The 26,242-nt window shown below is 64.9% G+C and carries 23 protein-coding genes; 20 read left to right on the forward strand and 3 right to left on the reverse strand.

What is annotated here, in order from left to right; genetic code table 11:
* The first annotated feature begins 373 nt into the window (after nt 1–373).
* The 15 genes from O5K31_RS01515 to O5K31_RS01585 all read left to right on the forward strand — a co-directional run bounded on the left by O5K31_RS01515 (nt 374) and on the right by O5K31_RS01585 (nt 18,388).
* Complete coding sequence (locus tag O5K31_RS01515) at nt 374–2,392, forward strand: hypothetical protein (RefSeq protein ID WP_269715370.1); 2,019 nt, start codon at nt 374–376, stop codon at nt 2,390–2,392.
* Between the two features lie 80 nt (nt 2,393–2,472).
* Nucleotides 2,473–4,002: a class I SAM-dependent methyltransferase gene (locus O5K31_RS01520; protein ID WP_269715371.1), complete on the forward strand. Its 1,530-nt coding sequence runs from the start codon at nt 2,473–2,475 to the stop codon at nt 4,000–4,002.
* 152 nt (nt 4,003–4,154) lie between these two features.
* On the forward strand, nt 4,155–4,463 hold the full coding sequence (locus O5K31_RS01525) for a helix-turn-helix domain-containing protein (RefSeq protein WP_269715372.1): 309 nt from the start codon (nt 4,155–4,157) through the stop codon (nt 4,461–4,463).
* A gap of 21 nt (nt 4,464–4,484) precedes the next feature.
* Nucleotides 4,485–5,912, forward strand: a complete 1,428-nt coding sequence (locus O5K31_RS01530; RefSeq protein WP_269715373.1) for a hypothetical protein — start codon at nt 4,485–4,487, stop codon at nt 5,910–5,912.
* Between the two features lie 167 nt (nt 5,913–6,079).
* Nucleotides 6,080–6,862: an ABC transporter permease gene (locus tag O5K31_RS01535; RefSeq protein WP_269715374.1), complete on the forward strand. Its 783-nt coding sequence runs from the start codon at nt 6,080–6,082 to the stop codon at nt 6,860–6,862.
* A gap of 3 nt (nt 6,863–6,865) precedes the next feature.
* Entirely contained in the window at nt 6,866–7,615 is a 750-nt protein-coding gene (locus tag O5K31_RS01540; RefSeq protein ID WP_269715375.1) for an ABC transporter ATP-binding protein, read from the forward strand.
* Between the two features lie 157 nt (nt 7,616–7,772).
* Entirely contained in the window at nt 7,773–9,494 is a 1,722-nt protein-coding gene (locus tag O5K31_RS01545; RefSeq protein WP_269715376.1) for a type I secretion system permease/ATPase, read from the forward strand.
* Nucleotides 9,495–9,517: 23 nt separating this feature from the next.
* Nucleotides 9,518–10,849 (forward strand): HlyD family type I secretion periplasmic adaptor subunit, encoded by a 1,332-nt coding sequence (locus tag O5K31_RS01550; RefSeq protein ID WP_269715377.1) that lies wholly within the window; start codon nt 9,518–9,520, stop codon nt 10,847–10,849.
* A 94-nt stretch (nt 10,850–10,943) separates the two neighbouring features.
* Complete coding sequence (gene gmd / locus O5K31_RS01555) at nt 10,944–11,918, forward strand: GDP-mannose 4,6-dehydratase (protein WP_269715378.1); 975 nt, start codon at nt 10,944–10,946, stop codon at nt 11,916–11,918.
* 2 nt (nt 11,919–11,920) lie between these two features.
* On the forward strand, nt 11,921–12,553 hold the full coding sequence (locus O5K31_RS01560) for an acetyltransferase (RefSeq protein ID WP_269715379.1): 633 nt from the start codon (nt 11,921–11,923) through the stop codon (nt 12,551–12,553).
* Between the two features lie 8 nt (nt 12,554–12,561).
* Nucleotides 12,562–13,680 carry a DegT/DnrJ/EryC1/StrS family aminotransferase gene (locus O5K31_RS01565; protein WP_269715380.1) on the forward strand — a complete coding sequence of 373 codons (1,119 nt, stop codon included), beginning with the start codon at nt 12,562–12,564 and terminating at the stop codon, nt 13,678–13,680.
* Between the two features lie 4 nt (nt 13,681–13,684).
* Nucleotides 13,685–14,719, forward strand: a complete 1,035-nt coding sequence (locus tag O5K31_RS01570; protein ID WP_269715381.1) for a glycosyltransferase family 4 protein — start codon at nt 13,685–13,687, stop codon at nt 14,717–14,719.
* Nucleotides 14,716–15,750 carry a glycosyltransferase family 4 protein gene (locus tag O5K31_RS01575; protein WP_269715382.1) on the forward strand — a complete coding sequence of 345 codons (1,035 nt, stop codon included), beginning with the start codon at nt 14,716–14,718 and terminating at the stop codon, nt 15,748–15,750. Before O5K31_RS01570 ends, O5K31_RS01575 begins: the two co-directional genes overlap by 4 nt.
* Nucleotides 15,751–15,831: 81 nt before the next feature.
* Nucleotides 15,832–17,421, forward strand: a complete 1,590-nt coding sequence (locus O5K31_RS01580) for a TolC family outer membrane protein (protein ID WP_269715383.1) — start codon at nt 15,832–15,834, stop codon at nt 17,419–17,421.
* A 67-nt stretch (nt 17,422–17,488) separates the two neighbouring features.
* Complete coding sequence (locus tag O5K31_RS01585) at nt 17,489–18,388, forward strand: phytanoyl-CoA dioxygenase family protein (RefSeq protein ID WP_269715384.1); 900 nt, start codon at nt 17,489–17,491, stop codon at nt 18,386–18,388.
* Between the two features lie 17 nt (nt 18,389–18,405).
* Here O5K31_RS01585 and tkt read toward each other — a convergent pair whose 3' ends face one another.
* Nucleotides 18,406–20,373, reverse strand: a complete 1,968-nt coding sequence (tkt, locus tag O5K31_RS01590; protein WP_269715385.1) for a transketolase — start codon at nt 20,371–20,373, stop codon at nt 18,406–18,408.
* 105 nt (nt 20,374–20,478) lie between these two features.
* On the opposite strand from tkt, the gene O5K31_RS01595 reads away from it, so the two are divergent.
* Nucleotides 20,479–20,613 carry a hypothetical protein gene (locus O5K31_RS01595; protein ID WP_269715386.1) on the forward strand — a complete coding sequence of 45 codons (135 nt, stop codon included), beginning with the start codon at nt 20,479–20,481 and terminating at the stop codon, nt 20,611–20,613.
* Between the two features lie 8 nt (nt 20,614–20,621).
* Here O5K31_RS01595 and O5K31_RS01600 read toward each other — a convergent pair whose 3' ends face one another.
* Complete coding sequence (locus O5K31_RS01600; protein WP_269715387.1) at nt 20,622–20,921, reverse strand: hypothetical protein; 300 nt, start codon at nt 20,919–20,921, stop codon at nt 20,622–20,624.
* Nucleotides 20,922–21,053: 132 nt separating this feature from the next.
* On the opposite strand from O5K31_RS01600, the gene galU reads away from it, so the two are divergent.
* The 4 genes from galU (at nt 21,054) to O5K31_RS01620 (ending at nt 25,804) form a co-directional block, all read left to right on the forward strand.
* A complete protein-coding gene (galU, locus tag O5K31_RS01605) occupies nt 21,054–21,926 on the forward strand; it encodes a UTP--glucose-1-phosphate uridylyltransferase GalU (RefSeq protein WP_269715388.1) in 873 nt (290 codons plus the stop codon).
* Between the two features lie 128 nt (nt 21,927–22,054).
* Entirely contained in the window at nt 22,055–22,282 is a 228-nt protein-coding gene (locus O5K31_RS01610) for a hypothetical protein (protein ID WP_269715389.1), read from the forward strand.
* Nucleotides 22,283–22,327: 45 nt separating this feature from the next.
* Nucleotides 22,328–24,370 (forward strand): NAD(+) synthase, encoded by a 2,043-nt coding sequence (locus O5K31_RS01615; protein ID WP_269715390.1) that lies wholly within the window; start codon nt 22,328–22,330, stop codon nt 24,368–24,370.
* Between the two features lie 120 nt (nt 24,371–24,490).
* Nucleotides 24,491–25,804: a mannose-1-phosphate guanylyltransferase/mannose-6-phosphate isomerase gene (locus O5K31_RS01620; RefSeq protein ID WP_269715391.1), complete on the forward strand. Its 1,314-nt coding sequence runs from the start codon at nt 24,491–24,493 to the stop codon at nt 25,802–25,804.
* On the opposite strand, the gene O5K31_RS01625 is transcribed toward O5K31_RS01620, so the two are convergent.
* Nucleotides 25,801–26,235, reverse strand: a complete 435-nt coding sequence (locus O5K31_RS01625; RefSeq protein ID WP_269715392.1) for a hypothetical protein — start codon at nt 26,233–26,235, stop codon at nt 25,801–25,803. The genes O5K31_RS01620 and O5K31_RS01625 overlap by 4 nt on opposite strands.
* Nucleotides 26,236–26,242: the final 7 nt, after the last annotated feature.

The raw sequence follows: 26,242 nt of genomic DNA on the forward strand, positions 1-26,242 counted from the left end.
CGCCTAAACCCGCCCGTCCACGCGGTAAAGGCCGCAGAATCTCGCGCGGCCTATACGACACGTCCCTGCTCGCCGCAAAAGTGTGCGCTTGATGCAACACCCGCGATCTTCATTAAGTTTAACGAGAGGCTAACGCCGTTCGATGAGGCAGCGCCAAGCTTGTGAAAAATATAGAAAAACGGCCGGAACCAAGCGCTGGGCACATCGCTTATGTCGCCGTCCATGACTCGCTGAAAACCGAGCTTTCTCGGGGTGAAAGCGGCCATGTATGAAAAACGCTGTACAGAGGAAATTGCTTCCTCTATAGCACCTTTAGCCTGGCGTGGTTGATGCCGCTCCGGCGATTGCAATCTCCCCTGGAGGACATACCCAAATGGCGACCCTCGCCCAACTGACCACGGCTTACGCGACCATCACGCGCACCCAGCCGAACGCCGCCCAGACCATCATCCTGACCGATCTGGCCGCCCGCTCCACCACCGGCAACATCACCGACGCCCAAGCTTACGCCTACGTCATCAGCCAAGCGCAGTCGACGACGTCGGTCGCCGCTCTGTCGTACCAGTTCTTCACCGGCAAGACGCCGACGGCTGCTGGTTTCGACTTCCTGGTCAACAGCACGACCAACACCTCGGACCTGAACGACGCTTACTATCAAACGTTCAACCTCGAGAACCGCTACATCAACTTCTCGATCAACCTGGGCGTGAACGGCGAAGGCCGCACCGCGTTCTCGACGACCTACGGTTCGCTGTCCTTCGCTGACACCGTTCGCGTCGCCTACGAGAAGATCATCGGCACTGCCCAAGCTCAACAAGCCGGCATCAACGTGCAAGCCTCGATCGACAACATCATCGGTCGTCAGGCTTACTTCACGTCGCTCGCCGCTGCCGGCGCTCCGGCTGCCGACCGCGATCTGGCCACCAAGGCCGCTGTGATCGGCTACATCATGGCCGAAGCCACCAAGGCTAACGTTGGCGTGTATGTGTCGGCGCTGAACAACTTCTACACCGACGCTGTTGACGGCACCGCCAACTTCAATGTCGACCTGACCACCTCGTACGGCACGGGTTCGGGCGGCGCTGGCGATCCGGGCGTCCCCGGTGGCGTGACCATCAACTACGTCGCGGCTACTAACGTCAGCCTGACGCAAGCCGACACCGCCTTCCGCTCGACCGACAAGAACGACGTCGTTTCGGGCGCGGCGGTCAACGCTGGCGGCGCCACCATCGACACCGCTGGCGGCAACGACAGCGTGAACGTGCTGGTCACCGGTGCGGCTACCGCCACGGTCATCAACCTGGGCGCCGGCGCTGACACCCTGACCACCACGGTCACCGAAGGCGGCACCAAGACCATCACGCTGGAAGGCGGCGCTGGTCTGGACACCCTGAACATGGTTGCTGGCGCGGCCATCACCACGACGGCGGCCACCGGCACCACCATCGCTGGCTTCGAGACCATCAACATCTCGACCGCCGCAGGCGCCAACACCATTGACGCTGACGCCATCTCGGGCGCCACGGCCGTTTGGCACGTGGACACGACCGGTGCCACCGCTGCTCTGGTCATCAACGACATCGCTGAAGGCCAATTCCAGCTCGGCACTAAGTCGGCCGCTCTCACCACCTTCGACTTTGACGCTGGCAGCAAGACCGCCACTGTCAACGCCGGCGGCACCTTCGGCGGCATCACCGTCACCGACGTGTCGGACACCGTGACCCTGGCTCTGTCGGGCAACAGCAGCTCGACCGCTGCTCTGACCCTGTCGTCCAAGTCGCTGGTCGTCACCGGCGGCAAGGAAGTCAACCTGAACGCTGGCGTGGTCCTCGGCGGCACCGGCAGCAAGACCGTTGATCTGAGCGCTGCTTCGGCCGCCGCTCTGACCTACGTCACCGCCGCTGGCGCTGATTCGGGTTCGACCGACACCGTCACCCTGACGGCTGGCAATGACGTCCTGAACCTGAACCTCGACGTTGCTAAGAACTCGACGTTCACCCTGGGCGGCGGCGTTGATCTGGTCACGATCAACGATGCGACCATGGCCAACCTGACGGTCAACGGTTCGGGCGTGGCGACGACTTGGGCCAAGGTCAACGGCTTCACCGCTGACGACACCCTGAATGTCGTGGCTCTCGGCAACCACATCACGTCGGCTGCTCTGACCGCTTCGTTCATCGGTAACTCGACCCTGGAAGACTTCCTGGCCGATGCTGCCGCCGCGACGGTGGTCGCTGGTGACTTCGTGGTGTTCGAGTTCTCGGGCAGCACCTACATCTACCAAGACACCGCTGGCCTGAACGCAGTCGCCACCGGCGACGGCCTCATCCAGCTGGTGGGCGTCACCGGCCTGACGGTCGGCGCTGCCGCTACCAACGACATCATCGTCTAAGCTTCAAAGCTTTTACAAAGATGGGAAAGCCGGCCTTCGGGCCGGCTTTCTTTTTTTGTGATCCACGCTAGTTAGGGTGCATGAGCACCTGGAACGAAGGCTACACGACGGACGTCCAATACACGTCGTTCTTCCACGCCGAACTTGCGCCGTCGCACATTGCATTCGCCGCCGCCGCCAATGGCTTCCGAGCGCCGGACATGTCCGGCGCCTTTGCTTACTGCGAGCTTGGCAGCGGACAGGGCGTGACCTTGAACGGGTTAGCCGCCATGCATCCGGAGGCCCGGTTCTGGGGCTTTGACTTCAACCCGGCGCAGATCGCCAATGCACAGCGCATGGCCGACGCCGCCAAGCTGGCGAACGCCCACTTCCGTGACTGGAGCTTCGCGCAGGCCATCGAGCATGCCGACGAGCTGCCGCGGTTCGATGTGATCGCTCTCCACGGAATTCTATCGTGGGTCTCCGACGAAAACCGGGCGGAGATCATCCGCTTCATAGATCGAACGTTGAAGCCTGGCGGTGTGGTGTATGCCTCCTACAACTGCCTGCCGGGTTGGACGCAGATCGCGCCTTATCGCCATCTGGCGCGCCAGCACTACCTGCGTCATCCTGGCCGGTCGGATCTGCACGTTCCGCGGATCCTGGAGTTCAGCGACGCCTTCGCCGAGCTCGGCGGCGCTTACTTCAAGGTCAATCCGACGGTTAGCTTGCGCCTTGATCAGATGCGCAAGCAGCCGGCCGCCTATTTCGCGCACGAGTTTCTCAATGCTAATTGGCGGGCGTTCTATGTCGACGAGATCGCTCGTGAAATGAGCGGCGCGCGACTGGACTTCATGGCGTCAGCGACACTGATCGAGAATGTTCCTGGCGCCTCTCTACCGCCGGGGACACCCGCATTCCTGCAGCAGCATGCCGCCGAAGACGTGATCTGGCAGGAGCTGGCCAAAGATTTCGCCTGTAACAAGATGTTCCGTCGTGACCTCTATGCAAGGGGGGTCAACACGATGAGCGGGCCGGAGCAGGCGGCGATCCTCGGCGGATTCCGCTTCGTGCTGACAGTCCCGCGCGAGGCGGTAAAGTTGACCTTCGCGGGACCCATGGGTGAGGCAAATGGGGCCCCGGCGGTCTACGAGCCTATCGTTGACCGTCTGATGCAAGGGCCGGCCACTCTGCCGGAGCTGGTGGCTGCGTTACCGGACAAGAACGGGCCGAACGCGCTGCAGGCCATTACGATGCTGCTTCATTCACGTCAGGCGGTCATGTATGCGGCCAAGGTCGATCCGAAGCCGGCAAGGGCGTTGAACAAAGTGATCGCCGAAAGCTATTTCCAGGGCTCGAACTACGGCATCATCCTTGCCCCTGCGGCCCGCCAGGCGCTGCCTGCCAATGGCGCGGACCTGGGCCTTCTCGCCGCCGCTCTAGAGGGAAAAGCACGAAGCGTTGCTGAAGCGGCGGCGCATGTGAGCGATCGTCTACGCATCGCTGGCCGAGCGCCGCAGGTTGATGGACAGGCATTGCAGGGGGCGGCGGCGGTCGAACATCTTGCGGCGCAATACGCCGAAGGCTTCGATGGGAAGATGACAATTTGGAAAGCGTTGGGGATTCTATAGCCATCGCCGCCCTATCGCTAATGCTTCCCAGGGGGTGTACAGCAAACTCATATTAAGCGGCGCTTGTACCATGCCGCTTTATGCGTTAAGAAACGGAACAATTCAGCAATCTGTCTGTCGGCCTTGGCCGGCATGGGGGCGAGGTTCCGGCCATGTACGGCAATCCGCAGCGTTTAAATACCAGCGACGTCCAGGATCTCCGCAAGGAGGGCGGGCGTTGGCTCAAGGCTCAGCGCGAGGCCGCCGGCCTGTCGCAGCGCCAGTTGGCTGCCCTGGTGGGCGCCGACTATTACACCTTCATCTCGCAGCTGGAGACCGGCCGCGGCCGCATCCCGCCGGATCGCTATCGCGATTGGGCCGTTGCCCTGAACGTGGACTCGCGCGATTTCGTGCAAGAGTTGCTTCGCTTTTACGATCCCATAACCTATGGGATCCTTTTTGAAGCCGAGCAGTCCGCTTAAGGACAAGGATCGTCGCCGCACATGGTCGCTCAGGTCATCAATCTGTTCCGTCGACCTGCGGCCCTGCCGGAGGACTGGTCTCAGGCTGAGATCGCCGAGTTCTATCGGGTCGAGAGCGCCCTGATCCAGGCCGGCCTGCGGATTGAAACCGACCGCGGCATTTCCGACGAAGGCGAACCCTGGTTCGTGTTCTGTCGCGCCGACGACGGCGAGGTGGTCATCCACTTCGCTCGTATCGACGGCCACTACATCGTCTCCTCGCCCGCCTATGACGGTGTCGCGGAGGGCCTGAACTTCCAGGCTCTGGTGCGCAATCTCCTGGACCGCCACCCGCTGGTCCAGACCCGCAAGGCGGCCAACAACAACGTCTTCCTGCACCCGGCGGCTCTGCTGATCGCCATTGTCGGCACCGCCTTCTTCAAGACGGGCGAGGCCAAGGCCGACGACGGCTCGCAAAAGACCGACGCCCGCCGCGCCCTGCTGACCTCGACCTCACAGCCGACTCAGGTGGTGCTGTCTCCGGGCGAAGGCACCATCAAGATCGACGGCGCCCAGGCTATGGCGATCCTGACCAGCGCCATGCTGATCCTGCAACGCGATGGCGCTCTGGCCGCGACTGGGCAAACGCGCGCCGCGCTGGCGAGCTTTGCTCCGGCCCTGGAGCGCGAGGCCGCGCCCGCCGCGCCGCTGACCGGCCTGGCGCCCGAGGCGTCCAGGCTGGACCTGAACTTCAATCCGGCTGACCCGACCCTCAAGAGCCTGCTGGCCCTGACGGCCGTGCTCAGCGATCTGCCCGCTGCGACTGGTCCGGCCGCTGCGTCTGCCTCGCTCCTGCAGAGCGGTGCGGCCTTCGCGTCCACGCCCGCCGGCGTTCAGGGCGCGACGCCCAACGCCTCCGTCCACGCGCCGGTGATCGAGCGCTGGCAGCTGGAGATCGATCTGCGCGCCGCCGACGTGCCGGAAGTTTCGGCCATCCGTGTGGTGCAGAACTTGGCGCAGGGCGAACTGGCCGGCGTCACGGTGCATGAGGGCCGCCTGCCCGACATCCTGGCCAAAATCATCGCCCAGGGCGACGTTGTGAACGGCGCGATCACGATCCAGCCGCAAGCGCCGAGCCAGGGCGATGCGCCCCCGCCATCGACGGAGGCGCCGGTCGCCCCCGAGAGCCCTGTGGCGGAAACTCCGTCCCCGCCCACGCCGACCGCGCCGACTCCTGCGATCGACCAGCAGGCGGTGGCCAAGCAGATTTTCGACTTCTTCGTCGCCCACACCTCGAAGGTCGAGATCGTGGTCACCGGCAACGCCGTCGTGCTCTACGACGCCTCGCTGATGCGCACGTCGGCCGACTGGTCGGACGTCACCAGCCTGACCTTCAATTTCGACGACGGCAGCTCTATTAGCGTCGTCGGCCATGCGCACGCGGTCTACGACTACCACCACGGCGGGTAAGTTTGCGATCGTGGGGCTTGGACGTTCGCGCGGCGCCCTTTAAGACGACCGGCTAAATGTCGCAGATGTGACAAACCCAGCCTTCGAGCCTTGGCGAAGTTGCGTAACTACTATACTGACACTCGCCAGACGCGCTCGGCCGCGCCGACCGGACACCGCCTGACTCCATGAATAACCTTAAGGAGCTGTACCGCGCCCTTGGCGCCTGGGACGTGTGGTGGGCGATCGCGCTGGACGACGTTCTGTCGCGCTATCGGCGCACAGCGCTGGGGCCGCTTTGGGTCGTGCTGGCGCAGGCGGCCTTTGTAGCCGGTCTCTACCTGCTGCATCGAAGCCTTTTCGCGGGGGGCGGCGATCAGTGGCGCTACCTGCTCTATCTTTCCGCCAGCATGCCGGTCTGGAGCCTGCTGTCATCGCTGATGCTCGATGGGTCCACCGCCTTGCTGCGGGCGAAGGGCTTCATCGAGAGCTATCCGCTGCCGATGCCGATCTACATCGTGCGCTCGATCGTCGCCTCCTTCGTGTTATTCCTGCACATGCTGCTGGTCTACGTGGTGGTGTTTTTGATCGTTCGCCCAGCGCTCGAGCCAACCATGTTGCTGGCGATTCCGGGCCTGTTGATCGTCATGCTGTTCGGTCTGGGGATCACCCTCTTGCTGGCCCCGTTGAGCGCGCGCTATCGCGACCTGTCGCCAGCGCTCACGGCCGGCATGAACCTGATGTTCGTGCTCTCGCCGGTGTTCTGGACACCGACGCCCGAGCAGAAGGCCCAGTGGCTGCTGCAGATCAACCCGTTCTACCACCTGCTCGAGGTGGTGCGCACGCCGCTGGCCGGTGGAACGATCGAGCCGCACAACTGGATCGCCGCTGTCGCCATCGCCGTGGTCAGCCTGATCGCGGGCGTGATGGTCTTCGGCCGCACCCGTTCGACCATCAGCTACTGGATCTGACCCATGGCCAGCATCAGCCTTGAGGGCGTAACAGTCGCCTATCCGGTCGTCGTCTCGAACCGCCAGCAGTCTGCATTCGCCAACGCCGCTCATGCCTTGAGCTTCGGCCGCTATGGCCGGGGAGTCGGCGTCGATCACGTCGTGGCCATCGACGATCTGACCCTGGACCTCCCGCGCGGGTCGCGCATCGGCCTCATCGGCCGCAATGGGTCGGGCAAGAGCACCCTACTCAAGACCTGTGCGGGGATCATCACCCCCGCCAAAGGCAAGTTGGACATCACCGGCACGGTCGGTTGCGTGCTCAACCTGGGCGCGGGGCTGGAGCCGGACAAGTCGGGCCTGGACAACATGCAGCTGATCGGGCGCTTCCATGGCCTGCGCGGGTCTGACCTCAAGGACGCCGTGGCCGAGGCCGCCGAGTTCACCGAGCTTGGTCCGTTCCTGCACATGCCGGTGCGCACTTATTCCACGGGCATGATGGCCCGTCTGGCTTTCGCCATCGCTACGGCCCAGCACAGCGACATCATGCTGATCGACGAGGTCATCGCCACGGGCGACGCGCACTTCATCAACAAGGCCGTGGATCGCGTGCGCACGGTTTGCGCCAATTCCGGGGTCACTCTGGTCGCCAGTCACATGCCGAACCTGCTGGCCGATTTCTGTGACGAGGCCATCTGGATGCATGCCGGCAAGGTGCGCGCCCGGGGGCCGGTTCTGGAGGTCTGGGATCAATATGCCGCCAGCGTCAACTAGCGCATCGCCGCGCCCGCTCTTGCGAACGACGTCCGGGCGTGGTCTAGCCCGCGCGCGGCGCCTTGCTTACATTTCGCCGCTATTTCCTGGTCAAGGCCGCGCCTTGATCGAAACGATCCAGAAGCGCGCCTCCGCGCCGCTCCTTTAGGGCCCTTGAATGGCTGCTCCCAAAACCATCGAAAAGCCAACCGCTCTCAACCGCGCCGTGGACGCCGCCAAGCCGGCGATCGTCACCGCCGTGGTGTTCAGCTTCTTCATCAACGTGCTGGCCCTGGTCAGCCCGCTTTACATGCTGCAGGTCTATGACCGGGTCCTGACCAGCCGCAACGAGATGACGTTGCTGGTCCTGACGCTGATCGTCGTCTTCCTGTTCGTGATCTACGGGCTGCTTGAGGCGCTGCGCACCCAAGTGTTGGTTCGCGGCGGGCTGAAGTTCGACAGCACAGTGCGGGACCCGGTTTTCGGCGCGGTCCTTAACTCGACGCTGAAGCGTAAGGGCATGGGTCCCCAGTCGTTCCGCGACATGGATCAGGTGCGTGACTTCCTGACCGGCGCTGGTCTTATCGCCTTCTGCGATGCCCCCTGGATTCCCGTATTCATTATCGTCGCGTTCGTATTGCACCCCTTCTTCGGCGTGCTTGCGATCATCTCTGGCCTGATCATCTTTGGTCTCGCCATCGCCAACGACCGGGTCACCAACGACCCCATCAAGAAGGCCAACCAGGCCGCGATCTCCGCCCAGAACGACGTGGGCGCCACCCTGCGCAACTCCGAGGTCATGAAGGCCATGGGGATGTGGGGCGGTCTGCAGGCGCGTTGGAAGCTCAAGCGCGACGAGCAGGTCACATGGCAGGCCTCGGCCAGCGACCGCGGCGGCGCCCTGATGTCGGGCATCAAGTTCTTCCGTCAGGTCGTCCAGACGCTGATCCTGGGCGGGGGCGCCTATCTGGCTATTCGAGGCACGATCTCCCCCGGTTCGATGATCGCCGCCTCGATCATCGTCGGCCGAGCCCTGGCCCCCATCGAGCAGGCCGTCGGCCAGTGGAAGACTTTTGTCGGGGCCCGGGGCAGCTGGGATCGATTGCAGGTAACCTTGCGCGACAATCCCGAGGATGAGGAGCGCATGCCGCTTCCAGCTCCGGTTGGGCGGCTTTCTCTGGAAAACGCCTCCATTATGCCGCCTGGCGGCTCGACTCCCACTCTGCGGGGCGCCAGCTTCATCTTGGAGCCCGGTACGGTTCTGGGCGTCGTGGGGCCAAGCGCCGCTGGCAAGTCGACCTTGATGCGCGGTCTTGTCGGCGTGTGGCCGACCGTGGCCGGGGCCATCCGTCTGGACGGCTTTGACCTCAAGCAATGGGATCCGCAGCAGCTGGGCCGCTATGTCGGCTACCTTCCCCAGGACATCGAGCTGTTCAGCGGCACGGTGGCGGAGAACATCGCCCGTTTCGCCGAATATGACGCCAATGACGTGATCGAGGCGGCCAGCCTGGCCGGCGTCCACGAGATGGTTCAGACCCTGCCCAATGGCTATGACACGCCTATCGGCGAGGTCGGCGCGACACTCTCTGGCGGCCAACGCCAGCGCATCGCCCTGGCGCGTGCCGTCTACCGCCTGCCATCCCTGGTCGTGCTCGATGAGCCGAACGCCAGCCTGGACGCCGCGGGCGAGCAAGCCCTCATCGTGGCCATCACCAAGCTCAAGCAGGCGGGCAAGACTGTTGTCTTCGCCACCCATAAGCCCAACCTCCTTGCCGTCGCTGACGCCATCATGGTGGTCAATGGCGGCGTGATCGCGGATCACGGCGCTCGCGACGCGATGCTCGGCAAGCTCCTTGGGCAGCCGACGCCGCCCCCTCCGCCTGCCGGTGCTAAGGCGTGATCCAGACAATTGGCGACTGACACATGAACCCGCTTCTGAAACTTCCCAAGCTGTCGGAAATCTTTGACCCCAAGGACAAGTCCAAGGGCGTCACGCGGATCGGCTATGGGATCATCATCGCAACCTTCGGCGTGCTCGGCCTTTGGGCCGCCTTCGCACCGCTGGACTCGGCGGTGATCGCTATGGGCTCGTTGTCCAACGAGACGAGCCGCAAGACGGTGCAGCATCTGGAAGGCGGCATTGTCCGCGCCATCCACGTGCGCGAAGGCCAGGAGGTGACCAGGGGGCAGCTGCTGTTCGAGCTCGATCCTACCCAGGCCAACGCCAGTTTCGAGATCGCTCGCAATCAGCTTCTGGCCTTGCTGGCTCAGGAAGCACGCCTGTCCGCCGAGCGTGACAACCAACCGTCGATCGTCTGGCCGGCCGAGCTGAGCACCGCCGCCGGCGACCCGACCGTGGCCCGTGCCGTCGCCGACGAGCAAAAGCAGTTCTTCGAGCGGCGCGCCACGATCCGCGGACAGGTCGACGTGCTCAACGCTCAGAAGTCGCAGTTCCAGAGCGAGATCGAAGGTATCGATCGCCAGTCGACGGGTCTGCGCGAGCAGGTCGCCTATGTGGATGATGAACTGACGGGGCTGCGGGCCATCTATGAAAAGGGCCTGGTGCCCCGCCCGCGTCTGCTGGCGCTAGAGCGCGAGCGCGCGTCCCTCAACGGGTCGATCGGCCGCCTTCAGGCCGACCGTTCCAAGGCCCAGCAGGGTGTCAATGAAGTCGGCCTCAAGATCCGCCAGCTGCAGCAGCAGTTCTACGAGCAGGTCAGCCAGGAAATCGCCGAGGTTCGAGTGAAGATCGCCGACATCCGCGAGCGTGAGGTCGTGGCCGCCGATCAGGTCAAGCGCATCAATCTGGTGTCGCCGGCTAACGGCGTGGTCCAAAACCTGCGCGTTTTCACTGTCGGCGCCGTGATCCGTCCCGGCGAGGCCATGGTCGACGTGGCTCCGCAAGACGAGGCGCTGCTGATACACGCCCAATTCGCGCCGACAGACGTGGACAACATTCATAACGGCATGCGCGCCGAGGTGCGGCTGTCGTCATTCCATTCGCGCAAGATTCCGGTGCTCGAGGGCACCATCATGTCGATCTCGCGCGACCGGATCACCTCCGAGGACGGCAAGACGGCGTACTTCCTGGCCATTGTCCGCGTCGATCAGTCGAACCTCCCCAAGGAGGTGGCCGACAAGCTTTCAGCCGGGATGCCGGCCGAGGTGATCGTGCCGACCGGAGAGCGGACCATGCTGCAGTACCTGTTCGAGCCGCTGAGCAACACGCTGCGCAAGACCATGCGCGAGGAATAGTCCGTCAAGGATACCTCGACGGCCCCGCCGAAGCCGCGGGCGGGGCCGATTGGAGTTTCGCGCGGAAAGACAAACGAGAAGGGCGCACCCGCGCATGTCGAAGAAAGCGTTGATCACCGGCGTGACCGGTCAGGACGGGGCCTATCTGGCCCAGCTGCTCCTGAACAAGGGCTATGAGGTCTACGGCATGGTGCGCCGCTCGGCCTCGCCCGAGGCCATGCTGGAGCGTCTGCGCTGGATCGGTGTGCTTGATGACGTCAAGCTGGTGCTGGGCGATCTCCTCGATCTGTCTTCGCTGCTGCGCGTGTTGCGCGACGTGCAGCCGGACGAGATTTACAATCTCGCTGCCCAAAGCTTCGTAGGCGCGTCCTGGGATCAGCCGCATCTGACCGGTTCCGTGACGGGCCTGGGCGTGACCAACATCCTAGAAGCGGTCCGCATGGAGGCGCCCAAGGCGCGCTTCTATCAAGCCTCGTCGTCAGAGATGTACGGCCGGGTGCAGGAGCCGATCCAGAGCGAGACCACTCCGTTCTATCCGCGCAGCCCCTACGCCGTGGCGAAGATGTATGGGCACTGGCTGACGGTGAACTATCGCGAGAGCTACGGCATGCACGCGTCTTGCGGCATCCTGTTCAATCACGAGAGCCCTTTGCGCGGCCTGGAATTCGTCACCCGCAAGGTCACCGACGCCGTGGCGCAGATCAAGCTGGGCAAGGCGACCAAGGTCGAACTGGGCAACCTGGACGCCAAGCGCGACTGGGGTCACGCCCGCGACTATGTGGACGCCATGTGGCGGATGCTGCAGCAGGATCAGCCCGACGACTATGTTATCGCCACCGGCCGCACGATCACCGTGCGTGACATGTGCGACATGGCCTTCAAGGCCGCGGGCTTGAACTACGAAGATCATGTGGTGGTCAGCGAGAAGTTCTTCCGCCCCGCCGAGGTCGACATCCTGCTGGGTGATCCCGCCAAGGCCAAGCGGGTGTTCGGCTGGGAGCCGACGACCACCCTTGAGCAGATGATGACCGAGATGGTCGAGGCCGACCTCAAGCGGCACGGTGGCTGACCATGTCCGCCGGGCCGGTGATCGTGCTGGGTGCGGGAGGTCACGCCAAGGTCGTGATCGAACTCCTGCGCGCCAGCGGTCATGAGGTCTTCGGCGTTCTGGACGCCGACCCTGCGCCGCGGGCTGTCGTGGGCGCGCAGGTTATCGGCGACGATTCCATGCTGGAAAGCTTGAAGGCCCAAGGCGTGACCTGCGCCTTCATCGCCATCGGCGACAATGGCCTTCGTCTGCGCTTGGGCCGAAAGGCGCAGAAGGCTGGCTTCACCTTGGTCAACGCCATCAGCCCCGCCGCCACGGTCTCGTCCTCGGCTCGGCTCGGCGTAGGGATCGCGATCATGGCCGGGGCGGTGATCAACGCCGAGACCGACGTTCATGACCTCGCGATCATCAACAGCGGCGCCGTGGTCGATCACGACGGGCTGATCTGCGAGGCGGCTCATGTGGCTCCCGGCTGCGCCCTTGCCGGCGACGTAACCGTTGGCCAGCGCGCCTTTCTGGGCGCCGGCTGCAGCGTGATCCCGGGCATGAAGATCGGCGACGACGCGGTCATCGGCGCCGGCGCCTGTGTGATCAGGGAAATTCCGGCGGGCGCGCTCGCCATGGGCGTTCCGGCCCGCGTCACCGGCCGGGTGTGAGAAGAAGAATGGCTGAAACCCTTCCCCGCATTTCCGTCGCCGCCCCCGTCCTGGACGGTCGCGAGCGCGAGTATGTCAACGAGTGCCTGGACACGACGTGGATCTCGTCCGGCGGCCGGTTCATCACCGAGTTCGAAAAGAGCTTCGCCGATTACTGCGGCGTCAAGCACGCCATCGCCTGCAACAATGGCACCACCGCCCTCCATCTGGCTCTGGTGGCCCTGAACCTGAAGCCGGGGGACGAGGTGATCGTCCCCAGCCTGACCTACATCGCCTCGGCCAATGCGGTCAGCTATTGCGGGGCGACGCCGGTCCTGGCCGAGAACGAGACCCGCGCCTTCAACATCGAGCCCTCGGACATCGAGGCGCTGATCACCCCCAATACGCGTGGGATCATGCCGGTCCATCTGTATGGCCACCCGGCCGACATGGACCCGATCAACGCCATCGCAAAAAAACACGGCCTGTTCGTCATCGAGGACGCCGCCGAGGCCGTGGGCGCCAAGTACAAGGGCCGCATGACCGGCGGCCTGGGCGACGTCGGCGTGTTCAGCTTCTTCGGCAACAAGATCATCACCACGGGCGAAGGGGGGATGGTCACGACCAATGACGACACCCTGGCCGAGACCATGCGCCTGTATCGTTCGCAGGGCATGGATCCCAAGCGTCGCTACTGGTTCCCGGTGATCGGCTTCAACTATCGGATGACCAACATCCAGGCCGCGATCGGCCTGGCGCAGCTGGAGCGCGTGGAGCATCACCTGGAGGGTCGCCGCCGGGTAGCCGCCCTCTACGACAAGGCGCTCGAGCGCTTGGGAAATCGGGTGATCCTGCCGGTCGTCGAGGACTACGCCGAGCACGTCTACTGGATGTACACGATCCAGTTGGGCGAGGGCGTCTCCAAGTCTCGTGATCAGGTGATGCTGGATATGGACGCCCTGGGCATCGAGACGCGTCCCGTCTTCCACCCCATGCACGTCCTGCCGCCGTATGAGCATCTGAAGACGCGCGAGCTGCCTAACGCGGATTTGTGCGCAGGGCGGGGGATCAACCTGCCCACGCACGGCCTGCTGACCGAGGCCGACATCGATCGCATCGCCGCCGCCCTCGATCAGGTCCTGGCCTGACGCCGTGAAGATCGCGCTCGTCTCCTCCTTCGTACCGTTCATCAACGGCGGCGCCCGCTTCATTGTCGAATGGCTGGAAGAGAAGCTGCGCGCCCATGGGCATCAGGTGGAGCGGTTCTATCTGCCGTTCATCGACCATCCGGATGAGTTGCTTCACCAGACCGCCGCCTGGCGGCTGCTGGACCTGACCGAGACCTGCGACCGGGTGATCTGCTTTCGCCCACCGGCCCATGTGATCGACCACCCCAACAAGGTGTTGTGGTTCATCCATCATATCCGCGCCTATTACGATCTGTGGGATACGCCCTACGGCGTGCCCGTCGACGCCAAGACCACGGCCGTGCGCAAGGCGCTGATCGATCTGGACACCCGCACCATCAAGGAGGCGCGGGCGGTCTTCACCAACAGCCAGGTGGTCGCTGATCGCCTGATGCATTTCAACGGCATCAAGGCCGATCCGCTCTACCCGCCAATCTACCAGCCCGAGCGCTTCCGTCATGACGGCTATGGCGACGAGATCGTCGTCGTCTGCCGGGTGGAGCCGCACAAGCGCCAGTCCCTGCTGATCGAGGCGATGCAGCATGTGAAGAGCGGCGTGAAATTGCGCCTTTGCGGCACCGCGTCGAATCCCGCCTATGGCGCCGAGATCGGTCAGATGATCGACAGTCTAGGCGTGGCCGATCGGGTGACCTTCGACGATCGCTGGATCACCGAGGAGGAGAAGGCGGAAGTCATCGCGCCGGCTTTGGCCGTCGCCTACCTGCCCAAGGACGAGGACTCCTACGGCTACCCTTCTCTGGAGGGCGCCCACGCCCGCAAAGCGGTGCTGACGACCACTGACAGCGGCGGCGTGCTGGAACTGGTGGAGGACGGCCGCAACGGCTTTGTCTCTGAACCCGATCCGGCCGCACTGGCCCAGGTCATGGATCGCCTGTTCCTCGACCGCAAGCTGGCCGCCAAGATGGGCGACGCCTCGCTGGCGCGCCTGGCCGACCTGAAGATCGACTGGAACACCGTGGTGGAGCGCCTCACCGCATGAAGGTTCTGGTCGTCAACAACGCCGCGCCGTTCATCCGAGGCGGGGCCGAGGAACTGGCGGACCACCTGGTCCGCAAGCTGAACGCCACGGACGGCGTGCAGGCTGAGCTCTTGCGCGTGCCCTTCGCGTGGGCGCCCCGTGAGCGTCTGATCGACGAGATCGTGCTGAACCAAGCGTTCCAGCTCTACAACGTCGACCGCGTCATCGGCCTGAAGTTCCCGGCCTATCTGATCCCGCACCAGGACAAGGTTCTGTGGCTGCTGCACCAGTTCCGACAGGCCTATGACCTCGACATCGCCGGGCAGAGCCATCTGGGGGACGACCCGGACGGGCGTGCCATCCGCAACGCCATCCAGGCTGCTGACGATCAGTGCTTCGCCGACTGCCGCCGCATTTTCGTCAACTCGCCGACCACGCAAGGCCGTCTGAAGAAGTTCAACGGGTTCTCCAGCGAGGTGCTTTATCCGCCGCTGAACGACGAGGAACTGTTCGTTCCGGGGGAGTACGGGAACTACATCTTCGCCGGCGGGCGGGTGGCGCCGGGCAAGCGTCAGCACCTGCTGATCGAGGCCATGGCGAAGGCCAAGGGCGATTTTCGCTTGGTGATCGCGGGGCCGCCGGAGAGCGACGCCTATGCCGTCGAACTGACGGCCCTGGTCGAACGCCTAGACCTGAAGGATCGCGTGGAGCTCAAGTTCGGCTTCCATCCCCGTGAGGACATCGCCCGCTGGGCGGCGGGGGCGCTAGCCTGTGCCTACTTGCCGTTCGATGAGGACTCGGTGGGCTATGTGACCATGGAGGCCTTCGCCTGCGCCAAGGCCATGCTGACCGTCAGCGACAGTGGCGGCCTGCTCGAGATCGTCAGTGAACGGACAGGCGCCGTCGTCGCGCCGACGGCGGAGGCCGTCGCCGAGGGCATGGCCAGGCTTTCCGAGCCTTCCCGAGCGCGCGGCCTGGGTGAGGCAGCCAAGACGCTATGGGACGAAAAAGGTGTGACCTGGGACGAGACGATCCGGCGACTGCTGGCGTGACGGTCCTTGATTAGGTCACGATGATCTGGTTGACCCCCGGTCTGCAGACTTGGGGGTTCGTGTAGAGAGACGAAGACGGTGATGGTGAAGAAGCTTGCCCTGAGCGCCTCGGCGCTGGCGCTCCTGCTGGGAGGCGCCCTCGTCCCCGGCCTCGCCGCGGCCGACACCCTGGCTGACGCCGTCGCCCTGGCCTACCAGACCAATCCGAACATCCAGGCTCAGCGCGCCGCTGTGCGGGCCCTGGACGAAAGCTATGTGCAGGCGCGAGCGGGCTTTGGCGTGCAGGCCAGCGGCCAGATCGGCAGCACCTACAACTACAATGAGCGTGACACGACTGACATCCTCGGCCGCCCCGGCGGCGAGGTGAAGGCCAAGGACTACACCGACAGCCGCCAACTGGTCATCGCTCAGACCCTCTATACGGGCGGCCGTCTGACGGCGCGCCTCAACGCGACGGAAGCCCAGATCAAGGCGGGTCGCGAAAGCCTGCGCCGGGCTGAACTCGACCTGTTGACCCGGGTGGTCGCCGCCTATGTGGGCGTGCGCCGTGACGAAGCGATCCTGCGCGTCAGTGAAGAGTCAGCCGCCGCTCTCGCCAAGATGCTTCAAGACAGCGAGGACAAGTACAGCGTTCGTCAGGTGACCCTGACCGACGTTGAACAGTCCAAGGCCCGCCTAGCTTCGGCGCGCACCCAGGTCGCCAACGCCAAGGCCCAGCTTTCCACCTCCCGCGCTCAGTATGCGGCTATCGTGGGTCAGGCGCCGGGAACACTCGAACCGGAACCGGACCTGCAGGGTCTGCCCGACACGCTGGACAGCGCCTTTGATCTCGCCGAGGTCAACAGTCCGCTGATCCTGCAATCGGTCTATACCGAAGCCGCCTCGCGCGCCCGCATGGCCGAGGCCAAGGCGGGCCGGATGCCTCAAGTGACCGGTCGTCTGGACTGGGCCTATGGGCCGGTGGCGCAGTACAACGACCGCCTCGGCAACGTCGAGAACTATACAGCGTCGATCACTCTCAGCCAGCCGCTCTATTCCAGCGGGCAGATATCATCGGTGATCCGGCAGTCGGTGCAGGAGAACGTCCGCGACCAGCAACTGCTCGATGATGCGCGCCGCAACGCGGTGTTTGGCGTCTCGCAGAGCTGGGACCAGCTGACCCTGGCCCGCGACAGCTTGGTGAGCATCGAGGAAGAGATGCGCGCCAGCGCCGTTGCGCTTTATGGCGTTCGCGAGGAAGAGCGCTTCGCCCTGCGCAGCACGATCGAAATCCTCAACGCCCAGCAGGAGTTGCTCGGGGCCCAGATCGGCTTCCTGCGCGGTCGCTTCAACGAATATGTCGGGCGGGTGCAGCTTTTGGCCAACATGGGCGTGCTGCGTCCTGAGACCCTGTCGGCGACCACCGTGGCCTACGATCCAACGCGCAACTTCAACAAGGTGAAGTGGAAGGGCGCCCTGCCGACCGAAATCGTCACGCGCGTGCTCGATCTGGTCAGTCGCCCCGACCTGTCCACACCGGTGGCCGGCGACACCACACCGATCAGGCCGGCGGACGCACCGATCTCGGCCGCGCCAGTCGAAGCCGGCAAGCTTGCGCCCTTGCCTTCCATCCTCAGCCTGGACGACCCTAGCCAGATCGAAGCGCCGCAGACGACCGCGCCGAAGAACTGATCTTCACACAGGCTGGCGCCGCCTTTGGCTGTCGCCTAGCATGTCGTTGCAGCAGGGTTTGCGAGCCATGACCGACACCTTCACCTTGACGACCGAAGAGGCCACCCCGAGCTTTGCGCGCGATTTGACGCGCGAAGGGTTCTGGCGCGAAACCTTTCCCGAGCTGACGATCATGGAGCGTCTGACGGGGCAGTTCGCCATCAACCCCCTGCGCAACGAGCCCGCGGTGGTCGCCGGCCAAAAGATGCAGCTCGAAGGTTATTTCCAGGAGCAGGACCCGGAGTTGGTGGATCTGGCCGGCCGCCTGTCGCGCGCGATCAGCCGCTGCGTGGAACTGGGCATTCCGCCGGTCTTCATCTTCCTGTTCGACGAAGCCTGGGCGGCTTTCCATCGCCAGCACCAGATGATCGCGATGTTCCTGGGCGCCGACTATCAGGTGCTGCCGGACTTTTGGGCTTGGCGCGTGGACCCCAAGGCGGGTCAGGCCGGCTGGCGACCGCACCGCGACAAGGGCAGAATGGCCTTGGCGCCGGATGGCGCGCCGATCTCGTTGACTATGTGGATTCCGCTGACCGAGGCGTCGCCCTTGAACGGCTGCATGTACATGCTTCCGGCCAACCGCGATCCGGTCTACGGCACCGAGCAGGAAAAGAACTGGCAGGTCGATTTCCCGTCGATCCGCGCGCTGCCGGGCAAGCCGGGGGATTACTTCACCTGGAATCAAGCCGTGCTGCACTGGGGCGCGCAATCGAGCCCGTTCGCGGAAAAGCCGCGCATGAGCATGGCGCTGGAATTTCAGAAGGCCGACGTCAAGCCGTTCAATACGCCGCTGCTCGGCACCTTGCCGGTGCTCAGCTTCGAGAACCGCCTCAAGCTCACCGCCAAGCAGATCATCCAGTACAAGCACATGTACCCGCTGCCGCCGGAGATGCAGACGCTGGCTCAACGAGTGCTGGCAGGCGGCTAAGCCCGCCCGCCTTTCGCCTAAAGCTTGCTTTTGGCCGCCGCGGTCACGGCTTCGGCGGTGATTCCGAACTCCTGATAGAGGCGCTCGTACGGCGCGCTGGCGCCGAAGCCGGTCATGCCGACGAATAGGCCGTCCTCGCCGATGAAGCGTTCCCAGCCGAACCGCACGCCGGCTTCCACCGCCACCCGGACCGGGGCGTCGCCGATGGTAGCCTTGCGATAAGCGGCGTCCTGCTTTTCGAAGAGGTCCCAGCAGGGGGTCGAGACAACGCGGGTGGGCGTGCCTTCGGCCTGCAACAGCTCACGCGCCTTCATCGCGATAGACACTTCAGTGCCCGACGCAAAGATCGTGACCTTGGCCGCGCCGTCGGCGGCAGCCAGCTCATAGGCGCCCTTGGCGGAGAAGTTTTGGCTCACGTCGGTACGCACCGCGGGCACCTTCTGTCGCGACAGGGCCATCAGGGACGGACTGTTCTTCTGCTGGACCGCGATCTTCCAGCATTCGGCGGCCTCGATGGCGTCGGCGGGGCGGAAGACCAGCAGGCCGGGCATGGCGCGCAGGGAGGCGACATGCTCCACCGGCTGGTGGGTCGGGCCGTCTTCGCCCAGGCCGATGGAGTCGTGGGTCATCACGTGGATGGCCCGCGCGCCCATCAGCGCGCCCAGGCGGATCGCCGCGCGGCTGTAGTCGCTGAACACCAGGAAGGTGCCAGAATAGGGGATGACGCCGCCATGCAGGGCCATGCCGTTCAGGGCCGCGGCCATGCCAAACTCGCGCACGCCGTAGTGGACGTAGCGACCGTCATAGCTCGGGGCGTCGAAGGGCGTCATGCCCTTGACGAAGGTGTTGTTGGAGCCGGTCAGGTCGGCCGAACCGCCGATCATCTCAGGGATCGCCGGGACTAGTTGAGCCAAGGCTGCGCCAGAATGCGAACGCGTGGCGTCCGCCTTGCCGGTGGCGGCCATCTCGGCGATGTGGGCGTCGATACGCTCTTCCCAGCCGGCGGGGAGGTCGCCGGCCATGGCGCGTTTTAACTCGGCGGCGTGGTTGGAGGCCGCCAAAGCCTTCTCCCAGGCCTTGCGGGGCTTGGCGCCGCGTTTGCCGGCCTTCAGCCAGGCCTTGCCCACGTCTTCGGGCGTCTCGAACGGGCCGCTGGTCCAGCCCATGGCCTGACGCGCCTCGGCGATCTCGTCGTCGAACATCGTATAGCCGTGGCTATGCGGGTCGCCTTCCTTGCGGCCCGCGCCTTTCGAGATCAGCGTCTTGCACGCGATCAGAGTCGGCTTGTCCTGGCGGGTGGCCCAGCGCAGGGCGGCGGCGATCTGGCCATGGTTGTGGCCGTCGATCTTCTTGACCGCCCAGCCGGCGGCCTTGAAGCGGGCGAGCTGGTCGCCGGTCTCGGCGATGGTGGCCTCGCCGTCGATGGTGGTGTTGTTGTCGTCGAACAGGACGGTCAGCTTGGACAGCTTCAGGCGGCCGGCCAGGCTGATCGCCTCATGGCTGACGCCCTCCATCAGGCAGCCGTCGCCAGCCACCACCCAGGTGCGGTGATCGACAAGCTCGTCGCCAAAGCGGGCGGCCAGGTGACGTTCGGCCATGGCCATGCCGACGGCAGTGGCCAGGCCCTGGCCCAGGGGACCGGTGGTGGTCTCAACGCCAGGGGTGTGGCCGTACTCGGGGTGGCCCGGGGTGGCCGAACCCCATTGGCGGAAGTTCTTGATCTGCTCCATCGACACGGCCTTGAAGCCGGTCAGGTGGAGCAGGGAGTACTGCAGCATCGAGCCGTGGCCGGCCGACAGGACGAAGCGATCGCGGTCGGCCCAATCAGGTTTTGAAGCGTCGAACTTCAGGAACTTGGTCCAGAGCACCGTCGCCACGTCGGCCATGCCCATGCACATGCCCTGGTGGCCCGAGCGGGCCTTGTGGACGGCGTCCATCGACAGCACGCGTATGGCGTCGGCCATGGTCGTGGGGGACACGGACATCGGGAGTTCTCGCTGCGCAGGTGATTTTGCGCGCAGGTCGCACGCGAGCGGGCGCGCGGTCAACCCGCGCGGGCCTCTCGTATGAATTCAATCGACGTCCGGCGCATGCAAGCCACGCCCGCCCAGGCGGCCTATTTGCCCATGCGACACCTATCGCGCGCCAAGGAGGGACCCGTGGCCAAGACCCTAATCGCTATGAGCTGCTTGTGCGCCTCGCTGGTGCTGGTCGTCTTCTACTGAGGCCAAGCCTAAGAGCGACGAATATCCATCCCGAGGGTCGGACCGAGCCCGTTTGGATTTTCTCCGAACGGATTGGCCGCATCGCGGCGACGGGCGAGCGCCTCGAGGCGTTGGCGAAGGCTGTTGTCGATGGGCAGAACCGCATCCGCTTCGTCCGCGTCCTCGCCGTCATCAGAAATGCTCGCCGCCAGAACCTGGCGCAGCATGACGCCAAACCGCTCGTCCTCCGGTGATCCGGGCTGGGGCGGAGTTTCCAGCAAGGCCAGGACTTCCTCAAGGGCGGTCTCGGCATCTACTAGGTTGGTCATTGCAGGTCTCCGGCTTGGCTGACGCAAGGACGGAGCGCACGCGATGGCCGCCGGTTCCGTAATCGCTCCGGACCTCGCCAAGCTCGACTTCGGTCGCTAAACCAACGGGCATAGGGGATTTGGAGGAATTCGATGAAGCCTGTTCGCAAAGCCGTTCTGCCGGTTGCGGGCCTTGGGACCCGCGTCTTGCCTGGGACCAAGACCACGCCGAAGGAGCTTCTGAACGTCGTAGACCGGCCGATCCTGTCCTACATCGTGGCCGAAGGCCGCGCCGCGGGCATCGAACACTTCGTCTTCGTCACCGGCCGTTCCAAGGGCGCCATCGAGGACTACTTCGACCACCAAATCGAACTCGAGGCTCAGCTGGAGGCTAAGGGCAAGACCGCCATCCTCCAGCAACTGCGCGACGAGCTGCCCAAGCCGGGCGAGATGAGCTTCGTGCGACAGATGCAGCCGCTGGGCCTGGGCCATGCGGTCTGGTGCGCCCGCGAGATCATTGGCGACGAGCCGTTCGCGGTCCTGCTGCCCGACGTGATCATCGACGCGGAGCCCGGCGCGCTGGGCCAGCTGGTCGACGTCTATAACCGGGTCGGCGGCAACATCGTCGCCGTCGAGCAGGTCCCCATGGAAGACACCCACAAGTATGGCGTGGTCGCTCCCAGCAAGATCGAGGGCCGTCTAGCCACCATGTCGGGCATGGTCGAGAAGCCGCCGCAGGGTACGGCCCCGTCCAACCTGTCCATCGCGGGCCGCTACATCCTGCAGCCGGAAATCTTCGGCCTGCTGGCGGCCCAGGAGAAGGGCGCCGGCGGTGAGATTCAGCTCACGGACGCCATGGCGCGTCTGATGGGCGTGCAGGACTTCCACGCGTATGAATACGAGGGCGCGACCTACGACTGCGGCGACAAGATCGGCCTGCTGCGGGCCAATGTCGGCCTGGCTCTGAAGCATCCAGAACTGGCCTCCGGCGCGCGCGTGGCGGTTGAGGCTCTGCTCAAGGCCTGACCTGTCAGGGCTGGCGGAACCTGCCGGCCCTGCTCGCCGTTAGCCTCCGCGACGATTTTGCGAAAGCGAACTCTTTTCGCACATGCGAAAAGGTGGTTAGCTGGACCTTAACGAAGGCGGAGGCTCCGATGATGAGCGCGACCCTGAACGCGTACGACGCGACCGAAGTGCGGCTGGCCCCTGTCGAGGACGAGGCCCGCCTGTCGCAGTTTATTCAGGGGTTTCTCTCCGAGAACGGTTATCCGTTCATCATGGTCCATGCCGACGGCTCGGGCGCCCGTAAGGTGGTGTTCGAGGACGCCGCGCTGAGCCGTCGCTTCAATGTGCTCTGGCGCCGGGCCTCCCGCTCGCTCTGACGCGCGTTAGTAGGCCTTCAGCCGCTATGGCGGTATGAAGTGCCCATGGCGACCAAGACCTCTTCCGACCTGCCCTTCCTGAACCCCTACCGGCATGGCTTCGTGCGGGTGGCGACCTGCGTGCCGAAGGTGCGGCTGGCTGATCCAGCCGCCAACGCTCAGGCCGTGCTTGATCTCGTTGCGCAGGGGCAGGCCGAAGGCGTCGCGCTCATGGCGTTTCCGGAACTGGGCCTGACCGGCTACTCAATTGACGACCTGCACCATCAGGACGTGTTGCTCGACGCTGCGGAGGCCGCCCTGGCCAGCCTAGCCGCGGCCAGCGCCGACCTGTCGCCGATCTTCGTGGTGGGCGCGCCGCTGCGTGACGGTCCGCGACTGTTCAACTGCGCGATCGCCATCGGGGGAGGCCGGATTCTGGGCGCGACGCCCAAAAGCTTCCTGCCCAACTATCGCGAATTCTACGAGAAGCGCTGGTTCTCCAGCGGCGCGGGCGTGGCCGATCGCACCCTGCTCGTCGCTGGCGAAGAAATTCCTTTCGGCACGGACCTGATCTTCGAGACCGAGGGCGCGGCGCCTTTCCGCTTCGCCCTGGAGATCTGCGAGGACTTCTGGATGCCGACGCCGCCCAGCACGGCGGCGGCCATGGCCGGGGCGGAAATCCTCCTGAACCTGTCGGCTTCCAGCGTGGTGATCGGCAAGTCCGAGACGCGCCGGTTGCTCTGCGCCTCGCAGTCGGCGCGCTGCCTGGCTGCCTATGTCTATGCGGCGGCCGGGGCGGGCGAATCCTCGACCGATCTAGCCTGGGACGGGCACGGCGACATCTGGGAACTGGGCGGCCTACTGGCGGAGACCGAACGTTTCGCCACCAAGGCCAACTTCGCGTTCGCCGACGTAGATGTAAGCCGGATCCGTCAGGAGCGTTTCCGCCAGGGGAGCTTCGGTGACGCGGTCGATCTCTATGGTTCGGAGTTCCGCATCGTCCTGGCGGACTTCGATCCGTCGGCCGACGAACTGGAATTGGCCCGTAAGGTTGAGCGCTTCCCGTTCACCCCGTCAGACCCGGCCAAGCTGCGCGAGAACTGCTACGAAGCCTACAACATCCAGGTCCAGGGCCTAGCTAGGCGGATCGAAGCGTCGGGCCTGCAAAAACTCGTGATCGGGATATCGGGCGGCCTGGACTCCACCCAGGCCCTGATCGTGGCCGCGCGGGCCATGGACCAGATGGGCCTGCCGCGCTCCAACATACTCGGCTTCACCATGCCGGGCTTCGCCACCTCCGACCGGACCAAGGGCAACGCCCACGCCTTGATGAAGGCGTTTGGCGTCACCGCCGCCGAGCTCGACATCCGGCCGGCGGCAAAGCAGATGCTGGCCGATCTGGATCACCCCTTCGCCAAGGGTGAGGCGGTCTATGACGTGACCTTCGAGAACGTGCAGGCCGGCCTGCGCACGGACTACCTGTTCCGCCTGGCCAACCATCACGGCGGCATGGTTGTGGGCACCGGCGACCTGTCGGAGCTCGCCCTGGGCTGGTGTACCTACGGCGTCGGCGACCATATGAGCCACTACAACCCCAACAGCGGGGCGCCCAAGACGCTGATCCAGCACCTGATCCGCTTCGTGGCGCATTCGGGGGATGTGGACGCCGTCACCGCGTCGCTGCTGGAGGACATACTGGCGACGGAGATCTCGCCCGAGCTGGTGCCTGGCGAAAAGGGCCAGTCCACCGAGAGCTTCGTCGGCCCCTACGCATTGCAGGACTTCAACCTGTTCTATCTGTCGCGGTTCGGCATGGCGCCGTCGAAGGTCGCCTATCTGGCCTTCAACGCTTGGCGTGACGCGCAGGCGGGGCTTTGGCCGGCCAATACGCCCGAGAGCGCGCGGGTCGCATACGACCTGCCGACCATCAAGGGATGGTTGGAGCTCTTCCTGAAGCGGTTCTTCGCCAACCAGTTCAAGCGCTCGGCCGTGCCTAATGGACCCAAGATCGCGTCCGGCGGCGCGTTGTCGCCGCGGGGAGACTGGCGGATGCCTTCCGACGCCAGCCCGGATCTATGGCTGGCTGAACTGCGCGAGAACGTGCCTTAGGCCAAACAAGCTTGGCTTTTGGCTGTGCAGACTGCGGGTTTAGTTTAAACGCACTGTCATGGCCGGGAACGGTCGCGCCAGTGGTGCGTTCCGGGAGCCCGTCGGACATCTAGAGGTTTCATGTCGCTTTATCCGGTGATCCTTTGCGGTGGTTCTGGCACGCGCCTTTGGCCGGCTTCGCGGCCTGACCGTCCCAAGCAGTTCCTCAAGCTCATCGGCGACAGCTCCTCCTATCAGGAGACCCTCAAGCGCCTGCGCCAAATGCCGGGCGCCGAAGAGCCGGTCATCGTCACCGGCCGCAACATGCTGGAACAGGTGCTGCGCCAGGCCGCCGAGATCGGCGTGCGCATCACTGTCCTGGTCGAGCCTGAAGCGCGCGACAGCGGCCCGGCCATCGCCGCCGCGGCCGCCTATATCCAGACCCTGGCGCCGCGCGGCGTGATGTTGATGCTGGCCGCCGACCATCACATCGTCGAATCCGAAATCTTCCAGCAGGCCGCCACGGTTGCCGCCAAAGCCGCGGACGACGGTCACATCGTCACCTTCGGGGTAGAGCCCACCGATCCGTCCACGGGCTATGGCTATATCCGTCCCGGAGAACCCCTGGAGAACGGGGTGCGGCGCGTGGAGGCTTTCGTGGAAAAGCCCGATCGCAAGACCGCCGAGACCTATCTGGCCGAAGGCTATCTGTGGAACAGTGGCAACTTCGCCTTCCGCGCCGACGTGCTGATGGAGGAGTTCGCCCAGTTCGAGCCGACCATCGCCCAGGCCGCGCGTGAGTCCGTCGATTGGGCCCGCCGCGACGGGCAGGCCCTGTGGCTCGACAAGGACGCCTTCTCCGGAGCCGCAAAGAAGTCCGTGGATTTCGCGGTCATGGAGCGCACCCGCAAGGCGGCCGTGGCGCCCGCCGGCTTCACCTGGTCCGACCTGGGGGCCTGGGACGCCATCTGGGACGCCTCGCCTCGCGACGAGGCGGGCAACTCCGCCAGCGGGGATGTGCAACTGATCCGCACCGAGGGCGTGCTGGCCCGCTCCAACGGTCCCTTCGTCGGCGTGATTGGGGTCACGGACCTGTTGATCATCGCCGAGCCTGACGCCGTGCTGGTCTGCCGCCGCGACGACGCCCAGAGCGTCAAGATCTTGGTGGACAAGCTCAAGGAGGGCGGCCGCCATATCGTGCAGCGTCACGTGATCAGCGCCAGCGGCGGCGTCGCCCGCCAGCCGATCACCAAGGAAGACGGCGCCGAGGTAGAGATCTGGCGGCTGGAGGACAAGTCGGCCGCCGTTCTGCCCGCCGGCACCATCCAGGTCCTGGCCGGCAAGATCGAGGGCGAGCCTAAACGCCACAAGACCGGTGATCGCTTCGACCTGGATGGCCCGATGACCGTCCGCGCCAAGGGCTCGGCCACCCTGCTGGTCACCCGCTGGCTCTAGCCAGCGGGGCGACAGTAGCCCTCTTTGCCGGCGACCACGACCACGCAGTCGGTCATTTCCAGCAGGTATTTGAAGCCGGTCTCCGAACCCGAGCCAAAGCGGATGCTTTCACGCACGCCGCGCCGTTCGAACCGGATCGCATCGCCCTCAAGGACGCCGGCGTACTCTGCCTGACTGTCGAGGTTATCCTTCAGCGTCAGGGCGACGGTCCCTGGATGTTTGCCCGGTTTGATATCGAGAAACAGGCCTTCGGGGCCATTCCAACGCCCAAGCCAGGGGCTGAGATCGGCCTCGGCGGTTGGCGACGCGGCAGGCGTGGGTGATGGCGCTGTGGTCGTCGGAGCCGTCTTGGCCACTTCCGCGCCATTGTCGGCGGCCTGACCGCACGCGGAGAGCGTCAGCAGCAGGGCTGCGGCGAGGAGAGCTTTCATGGGCGGG

Origin of the sequence: Caulobacter sp. NIBR2454, assembly GCF_027474405.1 — a bacterium.
Classification (GTDB): domain Bacteria; phylum Pseudomonadota; class Alphaproteobacteria; order Caulobacterales; family Caulobacteraceae; genus Caulobacter.